A 21,715-nucleotide genomic window follows, 5' to 3' on the forward strand; every position below is an offset into this window, starting at 1 on the left:
CATTTCTGTACAGGTGCGATGGCATTCGAGACAGGCACAGATGCAATTCATTAGCGTTGTATCGCGCATTGTCATTTTCTCCTATCCAATGATAGCTCCCAACAGCGAAGCCACACTTTTGTTTCAATGGAACAGCAAGCAATGTTGGCGGTTATGCATCAGACGCTCTCTGAGGAGGAGCCGATGGGCAAACGAAAATGGAAGAAACGAATTCGACGGGCGAAGGCTGGTCAGGAGATTGAGCAGGCCGCTGCACTTCCTTACCGGTTTGAAAATGGCAGCCTTAAGATAATGCTTATTACATCGCGCGGGACGCGCAGATTTACCCTGCCGAAAGGTTGGCCGATGAAAAAAAGAAGTATGGCCGATGTTGCGCGCATCGAAGCTCAGGAAGAAGCCGGAATTGAAGGAAACGTCGCTCGTTCGACAATCGGCCACTATCTTTATTGGAAACGCTTGAAGAGAGTATTCATCCCAGTGAAGGTTAGGGTTTATCCCTTGCATGTTCAATGTGAGAAGGCGCAATGGCCAGAATATGAGCAGCGTCAGCGCAAATGGCTTTCCACAGAGGAAGTGGGTCTGTTGGTTGACGAACCTCAATTGATGAGCCTCATTGCAGCTCTTAACCGGAATGAAAGCAAATAACTTCCTTCATCGGGAACATCGGCCTCCCTTGTCGGTTAGAGGCATCTGTTCAAAGGAGAACGACATGGTGGATACTGTCGACAAGCAGGCGTCGAATAACAATAAAACGACATCTCGCGCACTGGATACTGAGTCTGAAAAGCTTAAGGCGCGAAAAGAGGCTGAACGTTCGAAAAAGGACGACCTAGATAAGGAGCACTGGCTTTACGCACAGCGCGTTGAAGACGAATGAAAACACTTCTTCCCTTGATCATCGGCGTGGTTTTACTTTTGGTCGTTGGCTCTCTTCTGTATCGAATAGCCGATGACGATGCTGGCACGCAGCCTCCTCCTCATTCTTTACAAACCAATCCTCCCAATTAAAAGTGCCCGTTCCATGCGGGCGCTTAATTACAGAATAGGCTTGCCGCCAGTGACCGCGATGGTCGCACCCGAGGTATAACTTGATAGCGGGTCGGCCAGCATGACGTAAGCAGATGCCAGTTCCGCGGGCTGGGCTGGTCGCTTCATTGGGGTCTGCTTTCCAAAGGACGCCACAGCTTCTTCCGGAAGTGTGGAGGGGATTAGTGGTGTCCATACTGGACCCGGCGCAACTGCATTGGCGCGAATGCCTTTCTCCGCCAGCAATTGAGCTAGACCTGCCGTAAAATTCTGGATAGCGCCCTTGGTTGTCGCATAGGCCAACAAGGTCGGGTTCGGCATGTCTGAATTGATCGAAGCTGTATTTATGATTGCCGCGCCCGGCTTCATATGGGGTAAAGCGGCCTTCGTCAAATAGAACATCGCATGGATGTTCACGCGGAAGGTCAATTCCCATTCAACGTCGCTGATATCTTCAAGCGAGGCAAAACTCGATTGGTGTGCCGCGTTGTTAACCAGAATATCGATCTGGCCAAATTCTCTCGCGGCCCGCTTCGCGATCTCCCGGCAGTTTTCTGCGCGCTGAAGGTCACATTTCATCAAGATAGCCTTGCGCCCCTCAGCCTCGATCAAAGCAGCGGCTTCAAGCGCGTCAGCCTCTTCCTGGAGATAGGCGATAAGCACATCTGCACCTTCGCGTGCGAACGCAATTGCAACGGCCCGACCGATGCCGCTATCGCCGCCCGTTATGATGGCTTTGCGGCCTTCAAGCTTTCCGGACCCTTTGTAGGATTTTTCGCCATGGTCGGGTCTTGGATTCATTCGTTCCGTCAAGCCGGGTATGGATTGACGGGGCGTATCGAAAGGTGGGGCGGGATATTGCTCATTCATGACGGGTAATCCTTCCTCAGCATAGTTGCTGCTTCGGACCTAACCACCGGAGACATCCTGTGTTCCAATCACGTTACAAAAGAGGCCTAAGATCAGGCCTACTGTTCCAGACCACGTCGCCGAAAAAGTGCTTCCGCGATGACGGATAGGTCATTGTCTCGGTTGCTGAGTACAAAGCCAGCGAAGCCTTTGCTGTCGATGGCGGGGTTGACCGGCAGTGCAAAGACAAAGGGAGTCGAGCGCGTTTCAAGCGCTTCGACAAGTGGCAGCACGGCTGCTGGTTCGAGCGCAACATCCAGTATCGCTGCGTCAACCAGATTACTTTCCAGATAACGCAATGCGTGCTCAATCGTATTGACGGGTCCGAGAATGAAAGCCCCAAGGGACCCAAACTTTTGCGCGGCTTCTTCCGATAGAAGAAAGCTGTCTTCAAAAACCAGGATACGTTTGCCAGAAAATGAATGCATGGCACTATCATTTCGACTTGTCATAACAGACAGTTGGTCATGCCTTAATTCAAAACGCAAGCTATCAGCGGGTCGCGTTGCAGCGTCATAACCAGTTCCTCATCAGACAATCGAGCCTGATTGCTTCCATTCATGAACCATCGACCATGTTGTGCAGTTTATGGCGGGCCCGATGCAAGCGGCTTTTGACCGTACCGATTGAGCACTCGCAAAGTTCCGCTGTGTGTTCGTAGCTTTTGCCTTCAAACACCACCAGCGAAAGTACCCGGCGATATTTGTGCGGCAGTGTTTGCAGCGCGATTTGCACATCATGTGCTTCAACAGTGTCTTCCTGGGAGGGACCTACGCTCGCAATTGGAGATACGCAATCGGAAACACCGGGCGCTTCTCTCTTCTGCAGCCGGATACGGGTGCAAAAAGTGTTGCGCATAATAGTGAAAAGCCACGATTTGAGGGGGGAATAAGGGACGTATTTCTCCCGATTGGCGAGAGCTTTGAGAAGTGTTTCCTGAACGAGATCTTCGGCATCTTCCCTTTGTCGATAAAAAGTGCGCGAAAAAGCGCGCAGAGCGGGGATCATCTCCACAAGATCGTCAGGTTCCAACGTGTAGTCGGAATGAAGAGGGCAAGGCATCAGTCTGACCTTTCCGAACCACGGTTCGGTTTGAGAATGGGGCGGCACAAGGCCGCCCCCTTTGGTCATGAATTCTTGTGGCTTTTCTGTCCCGCCTTAACATGTTGCTCATGCGAGCCGCCACGTGATGAGGACTGCTGATTGTTGCCACTGCTTGCCTGCTTGCCATCATTGTTATGGCTTTGCTGACCAGCTTTTACATGCTGTTCGTGGGGGCCACCCTGGGTATGGCTTTGTGAATGACTCTGGGCCATTTTCTTTCCTTCCGGTGGTTTAGGTGTTTCAAAGTGCGTTTTGTCGCGCGTGACATAAGCCTAACCCCGTCAGGCCATCGATGTTCCGCGCTATCGCTGTAACAAACTTCACGTTTGGACTCGCGCTATGGTTCACTGGCGAATTCGTCGGCCATCGTCGATCGTTCAGGAAAAGCACACTGCAATAGAGCGCTTCGTGACGGACAGGTCCCAACGCGACTTCCGCTTGTTTATGCGCACGGCGTGTCATCGCGTACCGGTCGCGGAGGCAGGCGGTTGCGATTCCGTGGACGCAGGTGGCTTGCTGTCATCTACCATGAAACCCCGGCCCGGTATTTGGGAGCCGTAAAAGCCAACGGCAGCCCAGACAATGAGTGCCAGAATGAGGCTGACGATAAGGATCACGAAAACATGACGACCTTTTCGACCCTGACGGGCATCCTTGGGAGAAAGCTCCTTCATAGTGGCTGCTCCGTTCCCGGCCTATAGCCATCGACGGCGTTCCTGTTCAATCTGGTCGGATGTATAGGGAGTTCCAGAAGCGTTGAACCCTTCCCAGCCTTCATCGATATAGGCGTTGCGTCTCTTCCTTATGTCCACGCGCGCCCATTCATCGAAAATTGCTTCGGCCTTTTGTCGTTCGTTCTCGTCACAGCGAACGACGATCAGTGTGCTGCCTCGGCGAATTGCTTCTGAATAGGCTTGCGCTTCTTCCTCAGGAATGCCGCTCTCCATAAACGCGCCGACAATTCCGCCTGCGACACCTCCGGCAGCTGCGCCACCAAGCATCCCGACCAGTGTGGCCGTGAGCCAGCCACCAGCAACAACGGGCCCGACGCCGGGTATTGCGAGCAAGCCAAGTCCTGTCAGCAATCCAGCACCACCGCCTGCGACGGCGCCGACGCCAGCCCCGGTTTCTACGCCCGTGATTGTGGATTGGTCTTCCCGCACCGCATCACCGGCATATTGTCCGTTGGTATTGTTGGATATCAGACTGATATTGTCGGCCGAAATGCCTGCTTCTTCCAGCGCACGGACCGCGTCAAGCGCTTCATCGTGATTGTCGAATAGACCTGTGACATGTACCATCGTCGTCTCCTTCATTCAGTTTAGGGCTTAGCTACTTGCTTATCGGGTCGTTATGTTGCCCTGATAATCGAGCTGAACCTTAAAAGGCTGTCCGTCGCGCATCGCTTCGGCCCGCCAAATACCATCTTCGCTGAGTTCGAGGTTCATGATTTCGGTATAGCCTTCGTCAGTCAGGCGTTGCTTTGCCTGCTCCTCGGTAAAGCTGTTCTTCCCCGGTACAGGCGCTTTTGGATTGGTTTCACCAGGCGTTGTTACCGCAGGTGTTTGCGGCTTTTCCGACGGAGATGTTTGGGCAAATGCAGCGGATGCGAATAGAACAAGTGCAGCAGCTGCGGGATAGTGGATTGACCTTTTCATGGAATTCCTCCCTTCTGTGAGAGGTGTCCTAACCAGTGAAACGAATGAATGTTCCATAAGCAATATCGGAAGACAGCGAACGAGAAACGGCAAGGTCTAGCTTTGAATAATGAAATTTGAACCGAGACACGAATTAACGCGCTCCGAGAACCATTTCTCTGATCCAGCGCGTTAAAAGCTGATTGTAGGCCTTTAGATAAATAGCGTCCGAAAGGGCATGATCTGCTCCGCCAAGTGTTCTCACGGTGAGCGAATGTGCGTGGATGAACGCGCTTTGATAGCTTGCTATGGTCGGATGAGGCACGATTGTGTCATGTTCGGATTCAACAAGCAGCACATCGCCATGAAACTCTCTGGCCTGATGGAGCGCACGATTATCTTCTGCTCCCACCAGAGCCGAGCGATAGGCCTCGAGGTCGACCCGGTCGAGTTGTGCTTTCGGTAATTGCCAAGAACTATCGCGATAAAGGGCAGGGGCCCTGAGTGCCAGCCATCTTACGGGCCGGAACTCCGTCAAAAGCGTAGCGAGATATCCCCCATAACTACTGCCCACGACGACAATCGATCCCTCTTCGACCATCTTCAGGCTCGCCAGCCGATCATAGGCCGCAATGACATCGTCCAGATTTTCTCCCCGTGTGACTGTCTTGTTGCTGGTGATCGTATGGCCGTGACCGCGCATGTCGAAGGTCAAACAAACACAACCTAGCTCAGAAATTGATTTCGCCCGTTCGATGTCGCGTTCCTGATTGCCTGCCCAGCCATGTAGAAACAGGATACCCGGAATCGTTGTATCGGGTGAGATAACTGTGGCTTCCAGCTGAAGCGGGCCCACATCGATGATTGTATCGTTACGGATCATGATAGATTTTCTCTATGCGTGCATACTTATGGAGGGGCTGGCCGGTATCGTCCTGGCCGACATAGACGATAAAGTCGTTGATCTCGAACCGGGGAGCCGCGCCGTAAGTCTCGCGCGCCAAAACTTGTAACGCAAGGATGGACTGGTCTCCTATCATCGCTTCCACAGCTAGTATTTCGGCAGGGGAAGCGCCGCCCACGCGCCAGGACTGTTCGAGCACGCCGCAGCAAAAACCGTCTTCCGTTATGGGGCCAACCAGGACGTCATAGTTTTTTCGAGAGGCGACAAGCCCGAAATGCTCTCCAGCCGCCATATCGTAACGCCGTGCACCTTCAATTATTCGGTGCGCGACGGGCATGCGCAACCGCAACAACAGTTCATCCCATCCTCCCCGAACCACGTAAAGTCTACTGCCGGCATAAACGCTTTCGCCCATGGGGTCGTGCGCAATGTATTGGCGGCCAAGGTAGCTCGCCGTCAGACCGGCGAGGCTGACTTGTCCGACAGAGTAAGTGGATGAATTCTCGACGTCTTCTTCAATCACCATTCCTTTTGTGATCTCGCTTTGCGAAAGCGATTGAAGAAACACGTCCAGTTCGTGGTTGTTTTCAAAGACACATTGGTTTTTACCGCCAGATGCGTAAGGGTCTTTCAGTCGGATCTTACTCTTGTCGAGCAAAAAGGCGCCTGCACGTGCAGCGTGATCGTGCGAGAAAACGGAGAAGCCCGCTAGCGCTGCACTTCCCAAATCCTTGGCGAATTGCGGTTTCCAACCGGCAGGCAACTCGTCTTGCTCGTTCCAGGCGGGGTGGGTCGCCAGTTTTGTCGTCATGTACTCCTGATCAACACAGCCACCCCAAAACTGATTTGCGTCGAGTTCGGGATGGCTCTTTCTGATCAGCGAGACAGTCGGGATGAAAAACGTCCCATCTACATCGTCGAAATTTTGCGAGGAAGGACTGAGACTGCTTCCTGACAACTTCGCCAACCGCGCTGCGAGAGCCTCGACACTGGCAACATTGTGTTTGCTGTCGGTAGTCTGGCTGACGACACAGATTTTCTCGATAACGTCCATGAAAATTAGGCGGCTTCTGCGTGACGATTGATCGAGCTCTCAGCAAGTTGGGTCAAATCCTTGTCGGTCTGGCCTTCTTCCTGCAAGGTTTGGTCGAGTAATTTGGCCACGTCTTTGTAACCAAGCGTTTCAGCCCAGCGTTTCAATGTGCCATAACGGGTGATCTCATAATGTTCGACTGCTTGTGCTGAAGAAATCAGTCCTGCGTCCAAAGCTGGCGTATCGGAATATTCTTCAATGATTTCTTCTCCCTCGGCAATGATGCCCTCGATGGCGTCGCACGTCTTCCCCTGGGCTCGCTTGCCGAGAATCTCAAAACATTGCTGCAAACGCTCGACATGGCCTTCTGTCTGCTCAAGATGTTTTTTGAATGCGTTTTTGAGCTTTTCATCGCTCGCTGCCCGCGCCATCTTGGGCAGTGTCTTCACTATCTTGCGTTCAGCGTAATAAATGTCTTTCAGCGTATCGTAAAAGAGATCGTCCAGTGTGCGTTGTTTGGTTCTGGCCATTTCAAGCTCTCCCAGTTTGGTTTCAAAGGCTAGTGCCGCAACACTTTCTGCGGCAGACCTGCCAAACCCGTTAGAGTGGCATTTGTTTCATCTTTTCCCTAATCTTCTTAAAACAGGATGTGGCATGCCATCGGAGCGAGTGTCTCAGGGTAGTTTTGAATAGGCGCATGAGATGGTTCGCGTGGTCAAGACTTGGACGTGTGTTCCGGTTTTCCCTTTTGCTTCGTCGATGCCATTTTCTCCAGTTCTGCCTTGCTCATGGATTTTTCCATCTGCTTTGATGCACCGCGCAAGCTGCTTTTGGCCTTGTCTCCACGCTTGGCGGCGAGAGCGGCTCCTGCGGCTTGTTGCTGTGCTTTCGATTTTGCAGGCATGTCATTTCCTCCGGCGTCGCACTTGTTGGAATGAAACGCTGCCTCCGTTAGGCGCGAGCCCAAAGCGGAAATAGCTCTTCCAAACAGGAGAGGCCCAAATTTGTTCCAACGAAGTGTTTAAGTCTTTCGTTTGAAAGTCACGCCAATCCTCAGTTCCTATCTATCGGTCGACGGTGACGGGTTACGAATTAAAACGCTATATTCGCGACGCCTTGTTGAAGAAATCGTTCACGTGCCAGCCGTCCAAGACGCTGATCAGCAAGGAATACCCATTCCAGGTCGTTCTTTTACTTACCGAATGGCATCGGACGCATCTGGTTCAGATGCTTAAAGGCCGGGAAAGGCTTGGGGGATATAAAGCCACCGAGATAGAAAAAGACTGGATGCAAGACCGACAGAACTGCCAGCGCCAAAAGCAACAAGTTATTCCAACACTACTGCGAGCCGAAGGGTTGCAAAGCGTGGGGATCGATCAGCTACAAGACCGCTACTGTCCAACTCTGGTTCTGCCGCGAGCATAATCAGGAAGGCGAAGACGCCTTGGTTGGACGGCGCAAACAAGCGCTACTTGGTGCCACGCTGCTTTTCAACGCAGGTTTTTGCTTCCTGCCCAGGAGAACATGCGTCTATCTCGGGCTTCTGTATCTGATCTTGCTTTTGCGACGACGGGACTTGGGTGCTGTCAGGATCGGATGGTGGCTGGCCCGGTGCAGCTGGAGGATTGCCTGGCACTTCAGGTTCCTGCCCACCAGATTGCGATGGCGCTCCAGATCCTTGCGCAAATGACGCGCTGGACATGATCACGAGGCCAACTGCTGCAGCTATCCATTTCATTCGACCGGCTCCTCGTCGTGTTCAATCGTCTAAGGTAACTGTCTTATCGCAGTGATGTTCCATCGACGTATGGACGCATAAAATAAGCGCCCTAGTTAATTTATACCCACCGATGCGTTCCAAAAAAGGGACGCAACAACAGGGCGCAACGAGGAGACGCCTTCATGCCTGAACCGAAAGAAGACGGCCAATCAGCGGAGGTCCTGAAAGAAAGTCTCCCCTCCAAAGCCGCAGCTATTCATGAACTCATTCGCCGCGAAGGCGAAAAGGAAATGAACAGAGAGGCGATGGCGTTGTTCTGGTCGGCAATCGCCGGTGGTATCTCGATGAGTACCTCGATGATCGCCCGGGGCATTCTGGAGGCCTACCTTCCCGGCGGCAACTTGTTCTTTCTGCTCAGTTCAGCCGGCTATACCGTGGGCTTCATAATCGTGATCATCGCCAACCAGCAATTGTTCACCGAAAACACGATCACCCCGGTTCTGCCTTTTATGACAGAACCGACAGCGTCTCACTTTTTCATGATGATAAGGCTGTGGAGCATCGTTCTTTTGGGCAATCTGATCGGAGGAGCGATTGCCGCCCTCGTCATAGTCTTGATGCCCATCTTCTCCGATGAGGTTACGCGCACATTTACCGATATGGGCAAGCATCTTATGGAGAACACAAGTAATGAGCTATTCAGCAAAGGCATCATGTCTGGATGGCTGATTGCGACTTTGGTCTGGATGCTGCACAGCACCAAACAAGGACATATTTTTCTTATTTTCCTGATCACCTATCTCATTGCAATCGGTGATCTCACCCATATCGTAGTCGGGTCGATTGAGGTGCTGTTCTTGCTGTTCATCGGCGAAGTTTCCACTTTCGACAGCATCTTCAAATTCGGGCTTCCCACGCTTTTTGGAAACATCGTCGGAGGCACGTTCATCTTCGGGCTGATTTCGCACGCCCAAATCCGGGCCGACGAATAGTCAGGAGATAAGGAGGCGTGCATGTGCAATCTGTACAACATCACCACAACACATGAGGCCATGCGCCGTCTGTTCCCGAAGTTAGGTGACGTGACGAACCGCACCGATCCGCACATGGATATCTTCCCAGACTATCCAGCACCAGTTTTGCGAAACATCAAAGGCGACGAGCCTGAACTGGCATTGCTCCGCTGGGGAATGCCCACACCTCCAGAGAAGTTGAAATTTGACGTCGACATTAGCGTGACCAATATACGAAATCTCAAGTCAGGGCATTGGCCGTCATGGTTCGGCGTCGAGCATCGTTGCGTAGTACCAGCCACCTCATTCTCTGAGTACGGTAAAATCCGAGATACGAGAACAGGAAAGCTTCCCGCTCACTGGTCTGCTCTGAACGAGGAAAAACCCTTGTCCGCGTTTGCTGGAATTTGGACACGATGGAAGACAATCCGAAAACGGAAGGAAGGTCCTGTAGAGATCGATATCTTTGCGTTGCTTACGACCGAGGCAAATGGTGTTGTCTGGCCGGTTCATCCAAAGGTAATGCCCGTCATTCCCCGCACCACGGAAGAAATTGATACATGGCTACGTGCTCCGTGGAATGAAGCCAGGGAAATGCAAAAGCCCTGCCCGATGCCGATCTGGTCGACCTAACGCCAAGCAATGACAACAAGGAAGTATAGGCGAGTTTATTCTGAGGAGGAAGGAATGTTTGGACCAAAAGAACCCGGCGACTATCCAAGACGCGAAATCGACTGCCAAGAAGCGGTATCGCAAGGAATTGCGGAGCTGGTCGAGCGAGCTGTGGTATCCGGCGCCAGAGACGCGGAGGTCACTGCGGCCATAGCCCGCACTCAGGTGATCGGCGTACCCGAACTCATCCAGGACGCTGTAGAAGCCGGATGGTCCGAAGAGGAAGCGGCAACCGCAATAAGGGTAGTTGCTGAGAACATGCACCGCGGCGTGACAGGAACAGACCCGGAGGAATAGCCCCGGAGCCCCATATTGGAACATTCCCCCGCTTCGCTGGTTCTGTCGCTCATTCCAGCAATGCCCATGCGCCTGTTAACGGCGTGGCTCGCTTCGGCAGGCGCATACCCCGTCAGCTAAACGGCTGGCGGGGTTCATTATTTTTGAGTCCGATTTAAAATTAATATTTAGTGATAATAATTAGATATCTAATATTTCTGAACAGAGTACGCTTGCCTTCTAAATATAAGGAGGCTGACATGCCGTTTTTCAACGAAGCGAGCCGAATATATATGCCTGCTGAAGTGGACTTCCTACGCAGCTGCTTCACCAACGCTGCTGTCTTATTGGAAGAAAGTGACCGCAACTATTCGGGTAGTGAACTCGCATCCTGTATCCTAATGCTCTACGAACACGGACTTCGTGACATGTCGCGACTAAGTGAACTTGCTGCCAGATTGGCGCATCAGAGATATACTATTCGGCTCGACCTACGCGAAATGCGGACCAATTCCGACATAGCTGAAGGATCAAATAACCCAGTCGCGGGTTAATACCATCGCAATGACACCAATTGCCCCGCCTATTAAGCGGGGCTTTTTTTTCGATATGCGCGCGGTGCCTTGGGGCGCAGCTCCCACAAGAATCAGGGACTTACCTTTCTAAGGAACAAAATTGATCAGAAATAGTTTTACCATCGCTCCCCCAAAGAGAGCGACCGCTGAGTTTGGGCACACCGAACTCACGCGCCCCGGATGGTTCGCAACGGCCATTCGGGGTTCGTCTCTGTGCGAGCAGGAGATATCGATGAGAGACAGAGCAAAGAAAACACCCCGAATTGTAAATCCTTGGTCAGATCCAGAGCTGGTGCGGGAGAAAGAAGCCGTTGATCCCTCTCCTGTCGAACCCAGCGATCATCAAGAAAAGCCTACCCATGAGCAGACAAACTCGCCCGGCCATCCTAATATCAGACTTCCAAAAGAACCCTATCCGGATCGGTCGAATGACTAGTATTTACTTTTTTGCCCATTTGGATAAATTTTCACTGCCCTTGGGAGAGAGGGCTCAGTAGCCTTAACCCCGCGCGGTTTTCGCTGCGGGGTTCTTTTTTAGGCCGCCCGCCTTTTCTCCAAAGCCCTAAGTATCTGTGCGAAGTATATGATCTTGTTCAAATCATAGATTCGACTGGCCGTGACTTTTCGCCGAACCGATAACAAGCCTTAAATATTCCGAGCGCGAAGGAGATGCCTTTATGCTCGATCAGGTCGTTGAGTTCTTTCGCACCATCTAGCAACTGGTAATAGCTCTTGCTACCGCCGCGGAGGTCTCGGGCGTCGACGTAAAGGTCGCGATAAATAGGCGCGTTGGGACTCCCAAATGTCAATCGCAGATATCTCATCAAACGATTCTGTCGGATTAGAAACCGTGGCTATCCGGCCGAGGAACCTAAATTCCGAAACTGCGTTATTCGAAGAGGCAGAGACCCAGTTTCCTGCCTGTCTTATCAGCCAAAACCAACTTACTACCGGGATTTTACCGGCGATTTGACGTAAAAAATTCATAAGAGGAGATGAACTATGGCCAAGGAAAAAAATCTCGAAGACTTGTTCCACGATACTCTCAAGGACATCTACTACGCTGAACGTAAAATTCTCAAAGCCCTGCCAAAAATGAAGCGTGCGGCACAGTCAGAAGATTTGAAAGCGGCTTTCGAAAAGCACCGTGAACAGACTGAAGGCCACGTTGAACGGCTCGTCCAAGTGTTTGAAATCATGGGCAAGACAGCAAGAGGCAAGACTTGCGATGCGATCGAGGGAATTATCGCCGAAGGCGAAGAGATCATGGAGGAATTCAAGGATACCGCGGCGCTTGACGCCGGACTGATCTCGTCTGCACAAGCGGTCGAACATTACGAAATCACACGTTATGGGACATTGAAGCGGTGGGCGACGGAACTTGGCATGACCGATGCTGCAAAACTGCTCGATCAGACGCTACAGGAGGAATCCAAGACGGACAGTGATCTGACGAAACTTGCGGATGCGTCAGCTAACCAACGCGCCAAAGCAGCGTGATCATGAGCTAAGGGTGCCGATTAGCACCCTTTTCATTTGAACATTGATCGCGAAAGAATTGGAGCCAGCCATGTCAGCCAGCAACAAGGCCACAAATGGACGGAAGTCGCTCAAGCTTCATGATCAGAAGCTCGACGCAGGTCAAGGCGGAGACCTTCACCAACTCGCCGACGACAAGACGCAAATCATGACTACCGCCCAAGGCGGGCCAGTATCGGATGACCTCAATACGCTCAAGGTCGGCGATCGAGGTCCTACGCTGATTGAGGATTTCCATTTTCGGGAAAAGATCTTTCACTTCGACCACGAGCGTATTCCTGAACGCGTTGTCCATGCCCGAGGCTATGGTGCGCATGGCTATTTCGAAACGACGAAATCTCTTGCGGAATATACGCGGGCCGACATTTTTCAACGGGTCGGGGAGAAAACGCCAGTTTTCGTCCGGTTTTCCACCGTTGCGGGATCGAAAGGATCGTTTGACCTTGCCCGCGATGTGCGCGGCTTCGCAGTCAAGGTTTACACCAAGGAAGGCAACTGGGATATCGTCGGCAATAATATTCCCGTCTTTTTCATCCAGGATGCCATTCGATTTCCCGATATGGTTCATGCCGTCAAGGAAGAGCCTGACCGGGCTTTTCCGCAGGCACAGTCAGCCCATGACAATTTCTGGGACTTCATCGGTCTGACGCCGGAATCCATGCACATGATCATGTGGGTCATGTCGGATCGTGCAATTCCGCGCTCCTTCCGCTTCATGGAGGGGTTTGGGGTTCATACCTTCCGCTTCGTGAATGCCAAGGACAAGTCGACTTTCGTCAAATTCATCTGGAAGCCAAAACTTGGTCTCCAATCCGTTGTCTGGAACGAGGCGGTGAAAATCAACGGTGCGGATCCGGACTTTCACAGGCGCGATCTGTGGACTGCGATACAAGCTGGCGACTTCCCTGAATGGGAACTGTGCGTCCAGCTCTTCGATCAGGACTTCGCCGACAGCTTCGATTTCGATGTGCTCGATCCGACAAAGCTCATTCCCGAAGAAATTATTAAGCCTATCCCAGTCGGGCGGCTGGTACTTGATCGTATGCCAGACAATTTTTTTGCCGAAACGGAACAGGTTGCGTTCATGACGCAGAACGTCCCTCCCGGCATCGATTTCTCCAACGACCCATTGCTGCAGGGACGCAATTTTTCTTACCTCGACACGCAGTTGAAGAGACTTGGTAGTCCTAACTTTACCCATATTCCGATAAACGCGCCTAAATGCCCGTTCCATCATTTCCAGCAGGACGGCCATATGGCGATGCGCAATCCTGTCGGACGCGCAAACTACCAGCCTAATTCATGGGGCGAAGGCTCGAGGCCTGACCCAAATCGTGGGTTCCGATCGTTTGCCGCGCAGGAAGACGGACAGAAAGTTCGCCTCCGACCGGAGAGCTTCGCCGACCATTACAGCCAGGCGCGTCAGTTTTATTCGAGCCAGACCGCGACGGAACAGAAGCATATTGCGATGGCACTGACCTTCGAGCTGTCGAAGGTGGAAACACCTGTGATCCGCGAGCGTATTGTGTCACATTTGCTGAACATCGATGCCAACCTCGCGGAAACGGTCGCCGGTAAGCTCGGCATCCGCAAGATGCCTAAGGCCGCGGATGCGATGGTGCCCGTGCGTGACGATCTTGCTCCGTCTCCTGCACTTAGCATTATTGAGAACGGACCCGGCAGCTTCAAGGGCAGAAAGATCGGAGTGCTCGTTGCCAATGGCACGGATGCGCAGGTACTCAAGGGTATCCGGCACGCCGCCGATGAGGAAGGTGCCATGGTGGAGTTGGTCGCACCAACGGTCGGAGGGTTCGAAGCTTCCGGCGGCGAATGGATGGAGGCCGACCATATGATTGACGGCGGTCCATCCGTATTGTTCGATGCTGTAGCCCTTGTGTTGTGTGAAGAATCGGCCAACCAGCTCATCGGCGAGTCCACAGCGCGGGACTTTGTTGCCGATGCGTTCGCGCACTGCAAGTTCATTGGCTTTACCGCAGGCGCAATGCCGTTGCTTGCCAAGGCCGGTATCGAACCCGAAATGGACGAAGGGCTTATTCCGCTCGACAATGCACAGGCAGCCAAGGAGTTTGTTGCATCTTGCCGCAAGCTCCGGCTATGGGCGAGGGAAGATGTGGTCAAACTTTGATTTTACGGTCGCCGCTGATGTGAAGAGATGTTTCGAAACTAAATACAAAACGGTCCGATCTGAGCCGGACAACTTTGAATCTTAAAATCGGATCGGGCGGCAGGAAGTCGCTCGATCCCTTACAACATCATTCTATTTTTCTTGAATTTGGTCGAGAAAGATCGATCCTAGATGGTCCGAGCCATTTCCTCGGTCAATAGACCGTCCTGCATCTAAATCGATTTAAGGCGATTTTCGACCACGTTGTCTCTCCGACAATGGTTCGGCCTACACAGCAAGGAACACGAGGCTGTTCGCTCAGGCGATCAATTTGACGCCCTGCTTACGCCAGTGGCTAGCCCGCACTCGAACGGCATGTCAGAAGCCTTCGTTAAAACCCCGAAGCGGGATTATATCCACATATCAGCTCTACCGGACGCCGAAACTGCGCTCCGCGCTCATCCACGGATGGATCGAAGATTACAACCAAATACATTCTCATTTTGCGCTCGAGATAGCTTCCCCTCGGCAGTTCATCAGGGTTAAATCAAACTAGCCGACTTGTCCGGTGAAATGGGGAGAACTCCACTCTTGATCAGTGCAACCGCTCATGCCAGATGGCTTTTCATGCTTGACGGCATGTTTAGCTTAACTTCTCCGCGAAGTCGAACTTCGAACATTGCTGAAGAACCTTTTTTCACGCAAAGCGTTATATCGCTGGAGGTGCACAATGGTTTGGTTTTATTGGTTCTACGGCACGATGGTTTTCACAATGACTGGCCTTATCGGATTTACCATTTGGAATGAAATGGACGGTGACTGATCTGCTCGCTGATCTGAACACGGGTTCAAGCTGCGAACAGCGGTCAAAACGCCGCAAATAAGTCGAACCCAAGGCCCATTAAGTCCACTAGTGCACGGACGCGGTACCCGATATAAGCTATTTTTTGGCGTAGTGCCTAGGGACAAGAATCATGTTTGCTGCTGATAAAGAAGTGATTTCGTGCGATGCATAGTTAATTGGCTCGATAGGGGCCGTGCGCCTTCCACTCCTTCTTTTTCTCTTGCAGTGAGCCAGTTATGAATTCCACCCAACGCAGGCCTTTCAAGGGCATGTTTGGTTTTGCGCCAGGCATACTGATTGGTTTGATTGCTGCCGTTCTTTTTTTCGCCGGAAGTGGTTTGGTCGCCTATCTGAACACGCAAAGTATACGTGTTGCCAATCAGAAAATTGTTGAAACACATCGCGCGATTGTCTCCCTTAAAAACCTGCTTTTACAACTTCAGGACGCAGAAACGGGCCAGCGAGGTTACCTTCTGACGGGCGAAGACGGTTATCTCGGTCCTTACTTGAATGCGCGCGGCGCGATTGCGAGTGAATTTGAAAAAGTTGCTGAAAGGACGCGTGACAATGTCGGCCAGAGGGACCGGCTAGGCTTTCTGAAGCAGCGCATCGCGGCAAAGCTCGATGAAATGGCCCAAACGATCGATCTGCGAAAAACACAGGGATTGAGCGCAGCGCTCGACCTCGTCCGTTCTGATCGTGGTAAAGTGGAGATGGATGCTATCCGGGGCATGGTTGACGCTATGTCCCAGACTGAGAACGAGGTTCGAACCAGTCGCCTTGCAGAGATGGACAGCGCACAGCAGCAGGCATTGATTAGTACTGTGCTAACTGCCGCTCTTGGAATTCTGCTAACGGTGGTGATCGGTTATCTTCTGGGCAAGGCTGCAATCAGCCGTTCGCGCGAAGAATGGTTGCAAACAGGAAAAATCGGCCTGGGATCCGCCATGATGGGAGACCAGCGGATTGATGAGCTCGGCGAAAATATTCTGGACTACCTCGTCGCATACACCGGTGCCGTGGCGGGAGCCTTCTTTAGTGGAGTGCGCGGTCACTACCGACGTACGGCTGTCTATGGAATCCCGGACATCAAATCCGTTCCCCTAGAGTTTGTCGGTCGCGAAGGCCTGCTCGGGCAAGCGTCGACGCAGGGAAGCCTGATCGTTCTCGATGACGTGCCTGATGGCTATCTCTCTTTCGGTTCCGCTTTAGGTCAGGACAAGCCGAAATATCTCGTCATCTTGCCCGCTGTGGTTGAAGGCTCAACCAATGCCGTGCTGGAAATGGGTTTTCTCAAGCCCGTGGATGAGAAGGTTCTCTCGCTTTTAAAGCAAGCTTCCGAAGCAATAGGACTGAGTGTGCAAGCTGCATCCTATCGGGGCGAATTGCAGAACCTTCTGGAGGAAACCCAGCAACAGTCGGAAGAGCTGCAAGCGCAGGGCGAGGAATTGCGCGTCAACAATGAGGAACTTGAAGAGCAAAGTCGTGTTCTCAAGGAATCGCAGTTGCGGCTCGAGCTACAGGCGGCAGAGCTCGAGCAGACAAACACTCAGCTTGAAGAGCAGGCAAATCAGCTCGAAATTCAGCGATCCGATCTTGAGAGGGCAAATGCATCGGTTCAGCTGAAAGCCGCTGAGCTTGAGCGTTCAAGCCAGTATAAGTCTGACTTCCTCGCAAATATGTCGCACGAACTACGTACGCCGCTTAACTCTTCGCTCATTCTGGCGAAGTTGCTGGCCGATAATCCGCATGAAAACCTGACGGACGAACAGGTCAAGTACGCACGGACAATCCAGTCGTCAGGGAATGACCTGCTCAATCTAATCAACGATATTCTCGATCTTTCAAAAATTGAAGCCGGACATGTTGAGATACAGCCTGAGGAGGCATCGGTCGTCCGTCTGACAAACGGACTGCGGCAAATGTTCGAGCCTGTCGCAAGCGAAAAACAGCTTGAATTCATCATCTCGCTCGACGAGCATCTGCCCAAAACGTTCGAGACCGATCCGCGACGACTCGAGCAAATCCTCAAAAATCTGATCTCCAATGCAATCAAATTCACCGAAAAGGGTAAAGTGGAGCTATCGGTCCGGCCGCAAGGCTCCGACAAGATTGTGTTTTCGGTTGCCGACAGTGGTATCGGTATTGCCGAAGATCAGCTCAACAGCATTTTTGAGGCGTTTCATCAGGCTGATAGCACGATTAGCCGGAGATTTGGCGGCACCGGTCTGGGCCTTTCGATTTCGCGGCAGCTTGTGCGCCTTCTTGCAGGAACTATCGCAGTCGAGAGCAAGCCCGGACAGGGCAGCCGCTTTTCGGTTACGTTGCCCTTAAGGCAGATGTCTGCCAGAGACGTTTCTCCAACCACTTCGTCCTTTTTGCCGACGAGAAGCCCTGGTGAGATGCCTGGGGCGGTGTCAGAGGCGGCACTTGCGCGCCAGCTTTCAGATGATCGCGAGGAGATTGGGGGAGACAAGCGGGTACTCCTCGTCATTGAAGACGATGAGACATTTGCAGCGATTGTCCGCGATCTCTCCCGGGAAATGGGTTTTCATTGTGTTGTCGCGCGCACCGCAGAGGAGGCTGTCAAAACCGCGCGTGAATTTTCGCCAAACGCGATCGTACTCGATGTTGGACTGCCCGATCAGTCGGGACTTTCGGTATTGGACGGCTTGAAAAATGACGTTCGCACCCGGCATATCCCGGTCCACGTCATTTCTGCAGGCGATCATACACGGACCGCGATCTCGCTGGGCGCTGTCGGTTATCTCCGCAAGCCCGTCAGCCGCGAGCAAATTGTCGATGTTCTGGCCAGGCTTGAGAAAAAGCTGTCCCGGCGTGCGAACCGTGTCCTGATTGTGGAAGATGACAAGAACCAGCGAGAAGCGGTTGCCAGTCTGCTTGGCTCCGGGGACGTCGAGACCTTTACCGCAGCGAGCGCTGCGGAATGTCTGAACCTCCTTCGCGAGCAGACCTTTGATTGCATGGTTCTCGACCTTTCGCTGCCTGACACTTCCGGCTTTGCATTGCTCGAAACTCTCAGCCAGGAAAACATTTACTCGTTCCCGCCGGTTATTGTTTATACCGGCCGGGAGCTTTCAGCGGAAAATGAGCAAAAGCTGCGCCGTTACTCCAAGTCCATCATCATCAAAGGCGCAAAATCGCCCGAGCGCCTTCTCGATGAAGTCAGTCTTTTTCTGCATCAGGTCATTTCAGAACTGCCGCCCGAGCAGCAAAAAATGATCCAGAAAGCCCGCCATCGCGATGCGCTTCTTGAAGGTCGCAGAATTCTTGTTGTTGAAGATGATATCCGCAATATCTATGCCCTCACCAACATTCTTGAGCCCCGGGGCGCGGAAGTCATTATCGCGCGTAACGGACGCGAGGCACTTGATGCATTGTCGAAGAGCCAGGCCAGTGAATCAACCGCTATTGATATTGTTTTGATGGATATCATGATGCCAGTCATGGATGGCCTCGCCGCCACCCGGAAGATCCGTGAAAACCCGGCGTGGAAGAAACTTCCCATCATCACACTTACTGCCAAGGCAATGCCGGATGACCAGCAGCGTTGCATCGAGGCCGGTGCAAATGATTATATGGCCAAACCACTTGATGTCGACAAACTCCTTTCGCTTGTTCGTGTCTGGATGCCCAAATGAGGGGAGCGCAGTCCAACGATTCAGCAGAAGATATCGAAATGAGGTTGTTACTGGAGGCGCTGTTTCTCCGGTATCATTATGATTTTCGCAATTACTCACTGGGCTCGATCCGGCGCCGTCTGAAACAGGCGCGCGAGCAACTGGGATTTGCGAGTTTCTCCGCCATGCAGAACCAGCTACTTCACGATCCCGACATGCTGTCGCATTTGCTCCGCTTCCTCACCATCCAGGTCAGCGATATGTTTCGCGATCCGGATTATTTCAGGGCAATCCGCGAGCAGGTGGTTCCGCATTTGCGGACCTACCCATCGCTGAAAGTCTGGATAGCTGGATGTAGCAGTGGAGAAGAACTCTATTCCATGGTGATCCTTTTTCGTGAGGAAGGGCTCGAGGACCGGACGCTTTTTTATGCGACAGACATCAATCAGGACGCTCTGAGCGCAGCAGAGGCTGGGGTGTTCGCCCTTGATCGTGTCCGGTCATTCACGGAAAATCACCAACGCTCGGGCGGGCGAACGTCTTTGTCAGATTACTACCAGGCGGCCTATGGTCGGGTGGTCTTTGATAAATCCCTGCGCCGTAACGTGGTCTTTTCAGATCACAGCCTTGCCACTGATGCAGTATTCGGCGAATTGCATCTTATATCCTGTCGAAATGTGCTGATCTATTTCGATCATGCGCTTAAAAATCGTGTCCTTGGCCTTTTTAAAGAGTCGCTTATCCATAAAGGTTTCCTGGGTCTGGGCGCCAAGGAAAGCGTGCGCTTTTCGGATCACGCCGGCACATTTGCGGATTTTGTACGCGAAGAAAAGATCTACCAGAAAGTCTCATCGTGAAGACCCTGGCTCCCGAGGCAATCCTGATCGGATCTTCTGCAGGCGCGTTTGAAGCCTTGTCGGCGATTTTGCCGTCATTGCCGCTAAACTACAGCCTTTCCGTTATTGTTGTCGTGCATGTTCCGCCTGACCGGACAAGCCTGATGGCTGAACTTTTTAACCGGAAATGCAATATTCCGGTCTGGGAAGCTGAAGACAATCAACCTGTTGAAAAGGGTAACATTTACTTCGCCCCGCCCGACTATCACTTGCGTATTGAGGCGGACCGAAGCTTTTCTCTTTCTCAGGATGATCCTGTTCTTTATTCGCGTCCATCCATTGACGTACTGTTTGAGAGCGCCGCGGAGGTCTTCGGCACCGGCCTGATAGGTGTTGTGCTTACCGGAGCCAACGAAGACGGGGCAGCGGGGCTTCGCCATATCGTCGATGCAGGCGGGAAAGCCATTGTTCAAAACCCGGAAAGTGCCCATGCCTCAGCAATGCCATAGGCAGCGCTAAGCCGATGTGAGCATGCAGAGATTTTGTCGCTCGATGCGATAGCAAATTATCTAAAAAAGGTTCAATCCAACTCATGAAACCCGTATCGTTTCTCCTTGTGGACGATCTTGAAGAAAATCTTCTTGTGCTGGAGGGTCTCCTCCGACGCGAAGGGTTACAGTTGCTGAAAGCGAAATCCGGTGATGACGCGCTTGAATTGCTGTTGCAGCATGATGTTGCGCTGGCGTTGGTTGACGTCCAGATGCCCGGACTTGACGGATTTCAGCTTGCAGAATTCATGCGAGGCAATGAGCGAACGCGTCATGTCCCCATTATATTCGTGACAGCGGGCGGTGGAGGTCAGCGTCGTTTCCGGGGTTATGAAGCGGGCGCCGTGGATTTCATCCAGAAGCCGATCGAGCCTGACATCCTGCGCAGCAAGGCGGACGTTTTTTTTGAAATGTACAGGCAAAAGCAACAGCTCGCTGTGCAGCGAGATGAACTGGCGCTGCAGGCCGAGGCACTACGCATGGTAGCCCATCAAAAAGACATCCTTCTTCAGGAAATCAATCACCGGATCAAAAACCTTTTTGCTCTGGCGTCCGGGCTGATTTCGGTCAGTGCGCGCTCGGTGGGCACCAAGGAAGAACTTGTTGCCGATCTGAGAGCACGTATGAATGCCCTCGCCAACGCACATGCACTGACACTGCCTGATCTAAAAGACGATGGGGGCGTTGAGCGGTCCTTTTCGGTTTCTGCTCTGATCGAGGCGGTCGTGTTACCTCACAAAACCGAGCAGAGTTCCCGTCTCGATATTACAGGGTCCGACATCACCCTGTCTGGAAATACGTTGACTTCTCTTGGTCTTCTGTTGCACGAACTTACGACAAATTCCGCGAAATATGGCGCTCTGTCATCCCCTGAGGGCCGGCTTGTAATTCATATAGAGACTGACTGTGAGATGGTGTACCTTCACTGGACAGAGACGGGCGGTCCAGCTCGACAAAGTCCGCCGGGACGGCAAGGGTTCGGAGCGACGCTCGAAAAGGCGACGTTGCAGGGGCTGAATGCAACGCTAACGCGCGAATGGAAGTCGACGGGGTTGTCACTGCTTTTAAAACTCCCCATCGCGACATTACATGGACCAAGAGATCAGGCCGTTTAAGCGAGCGCAATCGTGATAGCCCCAGAACCGCTTGACCAGAAAATCCTGATCGAAAGTAAAATCGGGCGTACCAGATAGTGTTGAGTTTCATCTCATTATGGACCGGTGCCCGCGCCGCGTTGAACCGGTCGGACGTCACGTTTTATCAAACGCGGGATTGATAATCCCGGATCATGGGCAGAGGAGAAACGGAAGTAT

At 52.4% G+C, this 21,715-nt stretch carries 25 protein-coding genes and 1 pseudogene; 15 read left to right on the plus strand and 11 right to left on the minus strand.

What is annotated here, in order from left to right:
• The first annotated feature begins 183 nt into the window (after positions 1 to 183).
• Positions 184 to 645 (plus strand): NUDIX hydrolase, encoded by a 462-nt coding sequence (locus tag KWJ32_RS23020; protein WP_151591351.1) that lies wholly within the window; start codon positions 184 to 186, stop codon positions 643 to 645.
• 64 nt (positions 646 to 709) lie between these two features.
• Entirely contained in the window at positions 710 to 877 is a 168-nt protein-coding gene (locus KWJ32_RS23025; RefSeq protein WP_192799573.1) for a hypothetical protein, read from the plus strand.
• A gap of 158 nt (positions 878 to 1,035) precedes the next feature.
• Here KWJ32_RS23025 and KWJ32_RS23030 read toward each other — a convergent pair whose 3' ends face one another.
• From KWJ32_RS23030 to KWJ32_RS23080, 11 genes are all read right to left on the minus strand, one after another.
• Positions 1,036 to 1,896, minus strand: coding sequence for an SDR family oxidoreductase (locus KWJ32_RS23030; protein ID WP_151591353.1), 861 nt, complete (start codon positions 1,894 to 1,896; stop codon positions 1,036 to 1,038).
• Between the two features lie 98 nt (positions 1,897 to 1,994).
• Positions 1,995 to 2,363 (minus strand): response regulator, encoded by a 369-nt coding sequence (locus tag KWJ32_RS23035; protein ID WP_113533621.1) that lies wholly within the window; start codon positions 2,361 to 2,363, stop codon positions 1,995 to 1,997.
• A 130-nt stretch (positions 2,364 to 2,493) separates the two neighbouring features.
• Positions 2,494 to 2,997 carry a sigma-70 family RNA polymerase sigma factor gene (locus tag KWJ32_RS23040; protein WP_151591451.1) on the minus strand — a complete coding sequence of 168 codons (504 nt, stop codon included), beginning with the start codon at positions 2,995 to 2,997 and terminating at the stop codon, positions 2,494 to 2,496.
• A gap of 65 nt (positions 2,998 to 3,062) precedes the next feature.
• Complete coding sequence (locus KWJ32_RS23045; protein WP_151591355.1) at positions 3,063 to 3,251, minus strand: hypothetical protein; 189 nt, start codon at positions 3,249 to 3,251, stop codon at positions 3,063 to 3,065.
• A gap of 246 nt (positions 3,252 to 3,497) precedes the next feature.
• Positions 3,498 to 3,713 (minus strand): hypothetical protein, encoded by a 216-nt coding sequence (locus tag KWJ32_RS23050; RefSeq protein ID WP_151591356.1) that lies wholly within the window; start codon positions 3,711 to 3,713, stop codon positions 3,498 to 3,500.
• Between the two features lie 21 nt (positions 3,714 to 3,734).
• Positions 3,735 to 4,340, minus strand: a complete 606-nt coding sequence (locus KWJ32_RS23055; protein ID WP_151610521.1) for a hypothetical protein — start codon at positions 4,338 to 4,340, stop codon at positions 3,735 to 3,737.
• A 39-nt stretch (positions 4,341 to 4,379) separates the two neighbouring features.
• Positions 4,380 to 4,697 (minus strand): PepSY domain-containing protein, encoded by a 318-nt coding sequence (locus KWJ32_RS23060; RefSeq protein WP_151591359.1) that lies wholly within the window; start codon positions 4,695 to 4,697, stop codon positions 4,380 to 4,382.
• Between the two features lie 133 nt (positions 4,698 to 4,830).
• The gene (locus KWJ32_RS23065; protein ID WP_151591361.1) at positions 4,831 to 5,559 is read right to left on the minus strand and encodes an alpha/beta hydrolase; all 729 of its coding nucleotides are present in this window, start codon (positions 5,557 to 5,559) and stop codon (positions 4,831 to 4,833) included.
• Positions 5,549 to 6,634 carry a DUF3182 family protein gene (locus tag KWJ32_RS23070; protein ID WP_151610522.1) on the minus strand — a complete coding sequence of 362 codons (1,086 nt, stop codon included), beginning with the start codon at positions 6,632 to 6,634 and terminating at the stop codon, positions 5,549 to 5,551. The genes KWJ32_RS23065 and KWJ32_RS23070 overlap by 11 nt, the downstream gene beginning before the upstream one ends.
• 5 nt (positions 6,635 to 6,639) lie before the next feature.
• Positions 6,640 to 7,143 (minus strand): ferritin-like domain-containing protein, encoded by a 504-nt coding sequence (locus tag KWJ32_RS23075; protein WP_151591365.1) that lies wholly within the window; start codon positions 7,141 to 7,143, stop codon positions 6,640 to 6,642.
• A 185-nt stretch (positions 7,144 to 7,328) separates the two neighbouring features.
• Positions 7,329 to 7,517 carry a DUF3008 family protein gene (locus KWJ32_RS23080; protein ID WP_151591367.1) on the minus strand — a complete coding sequence of 63 codons (189 nt, stop codon included), beginning with the start codon at positions 7,515 to 7,517 and terminating at the stop codon, positions 7,329 to 7,331.
• Between the two features lie 173 nt (positions 7,518 to 7,690).
• On the opposite strand from KWJ32_RS23080, the gene KWJ32_RS23085 reads away from it, so the two are divergent.
• The 13 genes and pseudogenes from KWJ32_RS23085 (at position 7,691) to KWJ32_RS23145 (ending at position 21,517) form a co-directional block, all read left to right on the plus strand.
• Positions 7,691 to 8,038, plus strand: coding sequence for a hypothetical protein (locus tag KWJ32_RS23085; protein WP_151591369.1), 348 nt, complete (start codon positions 7,691 to 7,693; stop codon positions 8,036 to 8,038).
• 99 nt (positions 8,039 to 8,137) lie between these two features.
• Positions 8,138 to 8,317 carry a hypothetical protein gene (locus KWJ32_RS23090; RefSeq protein ID WP_192799574.1) on the plus strand — a complete coding sequence of 60 codons (180 nt, stop codon included), beginning with the start codon at positions 8,138 to 8,140 and terminating at the stop codon, positions 8,315 to 8,317.
• Positions 8,318 to 8,515: 198 nt separating this feature from the next.
• Positions 8,516 to 9,325 carry a formate/nitrite transporter family protein gene (locus KWJ32_RS23095; protein WP_151591373.1) on the plus strand — a complete coding sequence of 270 codons (810 nt, stop codon included), beginning with the start codon at positions 8,516 to 8,518 and terminating at the stop codon, positions 9,323 to 9,325.
• Positions 9,326 to 9,346: 21 nt separating this feature from the next.
• Positions 9,347 to 9,979, plus strand: coding sequence for an SOS response-associated peptidase family protein (locus KWJ32_RS23100; RefSeq protein WP_151591375.1), 633 nt, complete (start codon positions 9,347 to 9,349; stop codon positions 9,977 to 9,979).
• A gap of 54 nt (positions 9,980 to 10,033) precedes the next feature.
• Positions 10,034 to 10,315 (plus strand): hypothetical protein, encoded by a 282-nt coding sequence (locus KWJ32_RS23105; protein ID WP_231771643.1) that lies wholly within the window; start codon positions 10,034 to 10,036, stop codon positions 10,313 to 10,315.
• Positions 10,316 to 11,101: 786 nt separating this feature from the next.
• Entirely contained in the window at positions 11,102 to 11,305 is a 204-nt protein-coding gene (locus tag KWJ32_RS23110; RefSeq protein WP_147284763.1) for a hypothetical protein, read from the plus strand.
• A 566-nt stretch (positions 11,306 to 11,871) separates the two neighbouring features.
• Positions 11,872 to 12,369 (plus strand): ferritin-like domain-containing protein, encoded by a 498-nt coding sequence (locus KWJ32_RS23115; protein ID WP_011982994.1) that lies wholly within the window; start codon positions 11,872 to 11,874, stop codon positions 12,367 to 12,369.
• A gap of 70 nt (positions 12,370 to 12,439) precedes the next feature.
• Positions 12,440 to 14,554: a catalase gene (locus tag KWJ32_RS23120; protein ID WP_113533615.1), complete on the plus strand. Its 2,115-nt coding sequence runs from the start codon at positions 12,440 to 12,442 to the stop codon at positions 14,552 to 14,554.
• Between the two features lie 247 nt (positions 14,555 to 14,801).
• Positions 14,802 to 15,089: pseudogene (locus tag KWJ32_RS23125) on the plus strand (integrase core domain-containing protein); the annotation flags it as partial.
• Between the two features lie 524 nt (positions 15,090 to 15,613).
• Positions 15,614 to 19,039: a response regulator gene (locus tag KWJ32_RS23130; RefSeq protein ID WP_151591380.1), complete on the plus strand. Its 3,426-nt coding sequence runs from the start codon at positions 15,614 to 15,616 to the stop codon at positions 19,037 to 19,039.
• A complete protein-coding gene (locus tag KWJ32_RS23135) occupies positions 19,036 to 19,875 on the plus strand; it encodes a CheR family methyltransferase (RefSeq protein ID WP_151591382.1) in 840 nt (279 codons plus the stop codon). Before KWJ32_RS23130 ends, KWJ32_RS23135 begins: the two co-directional genes overlap by 4 nt.
• Complete coding sequence (locus KWJ32_RS23140) at positions 19,872 to 20,363, plus strand: chemotaxis protein CheB (RefSeq protein ID WP_235906888.1); 492 nt, start codon at positions 19,872 to 19,874, stop codon at positions 20,361 to 20,363. The genes KWJ32_RS23135 and KWJ32_RS23140 overlap by 4 nt, the downstream gene beginning before the upstream one ends.
• Before the next feature lie 83 nt (positions 20,364 to 20,446).
• Positions 20,447 to 21,517: a response regulator gene (locus KWJ32_RS23145; RefSeq protein ID WP_151610523.1), complete on the plus strand. Its 1,071-nt coding sequence runs from the start codon at positions 20,447 to 20,449 to the stop codon at positions 21,515 to 21,517.
• The last annotated feature ends 198 nt before the right edge of the window (positions 21,518 to 21,715 follow it).

Origin of the sequence: Ochrobactrum sp. BTU2, assembly GCF_024539785.1 — a bacterium.
GTDB classification, from domain to species: domain Bacteria; phylum Pseudomonadota; class Alphaproteobacteria; order Rhizobiales; family Rhizobiaceae; genus Brucella; species Brucella anthropi.

Excerpts from the sequence above, each read along its gene's own strand:
- KWJ32_RS23020 (WP_151591351.1), top strand. The coding sequence starts at position 184 with ATGGGCAAACGAAAATGGAAGAAACGAATTCGACGGGCGAAGGCTGGT.
- KWJ32_RS23025 (WP_192799573.1), top strand. The coding sequence starts at position 710 with ATGGTGGATACTGTCGACAAGCAGGCGTCGAATAACAATAAAACGACA.
- KWJ32_RS23030 (WP_151591353.1), bottom strand. The coding sequence starts at position 1,896 with ATGAATGAGCAATATCCCGCCCCACCTTTCGATACGCCCCGTCAATCC.
- KWJ32_RS23035 (WP_113533621.1), bottom strand. The coding sequence starts at position 2,363 with ATGCATTCATTTTCTGGCAAACGTATCCTGGTTTTTGAAGACAGCTTT.
- KWJ32_RS23040 (WP_151591451.1), bottom strand. The coding sequence starts at position 2,997 with ATGCCTTGCCCTCTTCATTCCGACTACACGTTGGAACCTGACGATCTT.
- KWJ32_RS23045 (WP_151591355.1), bottom strand. The coding sequence starts at position 3,251 with ATGGCCCAGAGTCATTCACAAAGCCATACCCAGGGTGGCCCCCACGAA.
- KWJ32_RS23050 (WP_151591356.1), bottom strand. The coding sequence starts at position 3,713 with ATGAAGGAGCTTTCTCCCAAGGATGCCCGTCAGGGTCGAAAAGGTCGT.
- KWJ32_RS23055 (WP_151610521.1), bottom strand. The coding sequence starts at position 4,340 with ATGGTACATGTCACAGGTCTATTCGACAATCACGATGAAGCGCTTGAC.
- KWJ32_RS23060 (WP_151591359.1), bottom strand. The coding sequence starts at position 4,697 with ATGAAAAGGTCAATCCACTATCCCGCAGCTGCTGCACTTGTTCTATTC.
- KWJ32_RS23065 (WP_151591361.1), bottom strand. The coding sequence starts at position 5,559 with ATGATCCGTAACGATACAATCATCGATGTGGGCCCGCTTCAGCTGGAA.
- KWJ32_RS23070 (WP_151610522.1), bottom strand. The coding sequence starts at position 6,634 with ATGGACGTTATCGAGAAAATCTGTGTCGTCAGCCAGACTACCGACAGC.
- KWJ32_RS23075 (WP_151591365.1), bottom strand. The coding sequence starts at position 7,143 with ATGGCCAGAACCAAACAACGCACACTGGACGATCTCTTTTACGATACG.
- KWJ32_RS23080 (WP_151591367.1), bottom strand. The coding sequence starts at position 7,517 with ATGCCTGCAAAATCGAAAGCACAGCAACAAGCCGCAGGAGCCGCTCTC.
- KWJ32_RS23090 (WP_192799574.1), top strand. The coding sequence starts at position 8,138 with ATGCGTCTATCTCGGGCTTCTGTATCTGATCTTGCTTTTGCGACGACG.
- KWJ32_RS23095 (WP_151591373.1), top strand. The coding sequence starts at position 8,516 with ATGCCTGAACCGAAAGAAGACGGCCAATCAGCGGAGGTCCTGAAAGAA.
- KWJ32_RS23100 (WP_151591375.1), top strand. The coding sequence starts at position 9,347 with ATGTGCAATCTGTACAACATCACCACAACACATGAGGCCATGCGCCGT.
- KWJ32_RS23105 (WP_231771643.1), top strand. The coding sequence starts at position 10,034 with ATGTTTGGACCAAAAGAACCCGGCGACTATCCAAGACGCGAAATCGAC.
- KWJ32_RS23110 (WP_147284763.1), top strand. The coding sequence starts at position 11,102 with ATGAGAGACAGAGCAAAGAAAACACCCCGAATTGTAAATCCTTGGTCA.
- KWJ32_RS23115 (WP_011982994.1), top strand. The coding sequence starts at position 11,872 with ATGGCCAAGGAAAAAAATCTCGAAGACTTGTTCCACGATACTCTCAAG.
- KWJ32_RS23120 (WP_113533615.1), top strand. The coding sequence starts at position 12,440 with ATGTCAGCCAGCAACAAGGCCACAAATGGACGGAAGTCGCTCAAGCTT.
- KWJ32_RS23130 (WP_151591380.1), top strand. The coding sequence starts at position 15,614 with ATGAATTCCACCCAACGCAGGCCTTTCAAGGGCATGTTTGGTTTTGCG.
- KWJ32_RS23135 (WP_151591382.1), top strand. The coding sequence starts at position 19,036 with ATGAGGGGAGCGCAGTCCAACGATTCAGCAGAAGATATCGAAATGAGG.
- KWJ32_RS23145 (WP_151610523.1), top strand. The coding sequence starts at position 20,447 with ATGAAACCCGTATCGTTTCTCCTTGTGGACGATCTTGAAGAAAATCTT.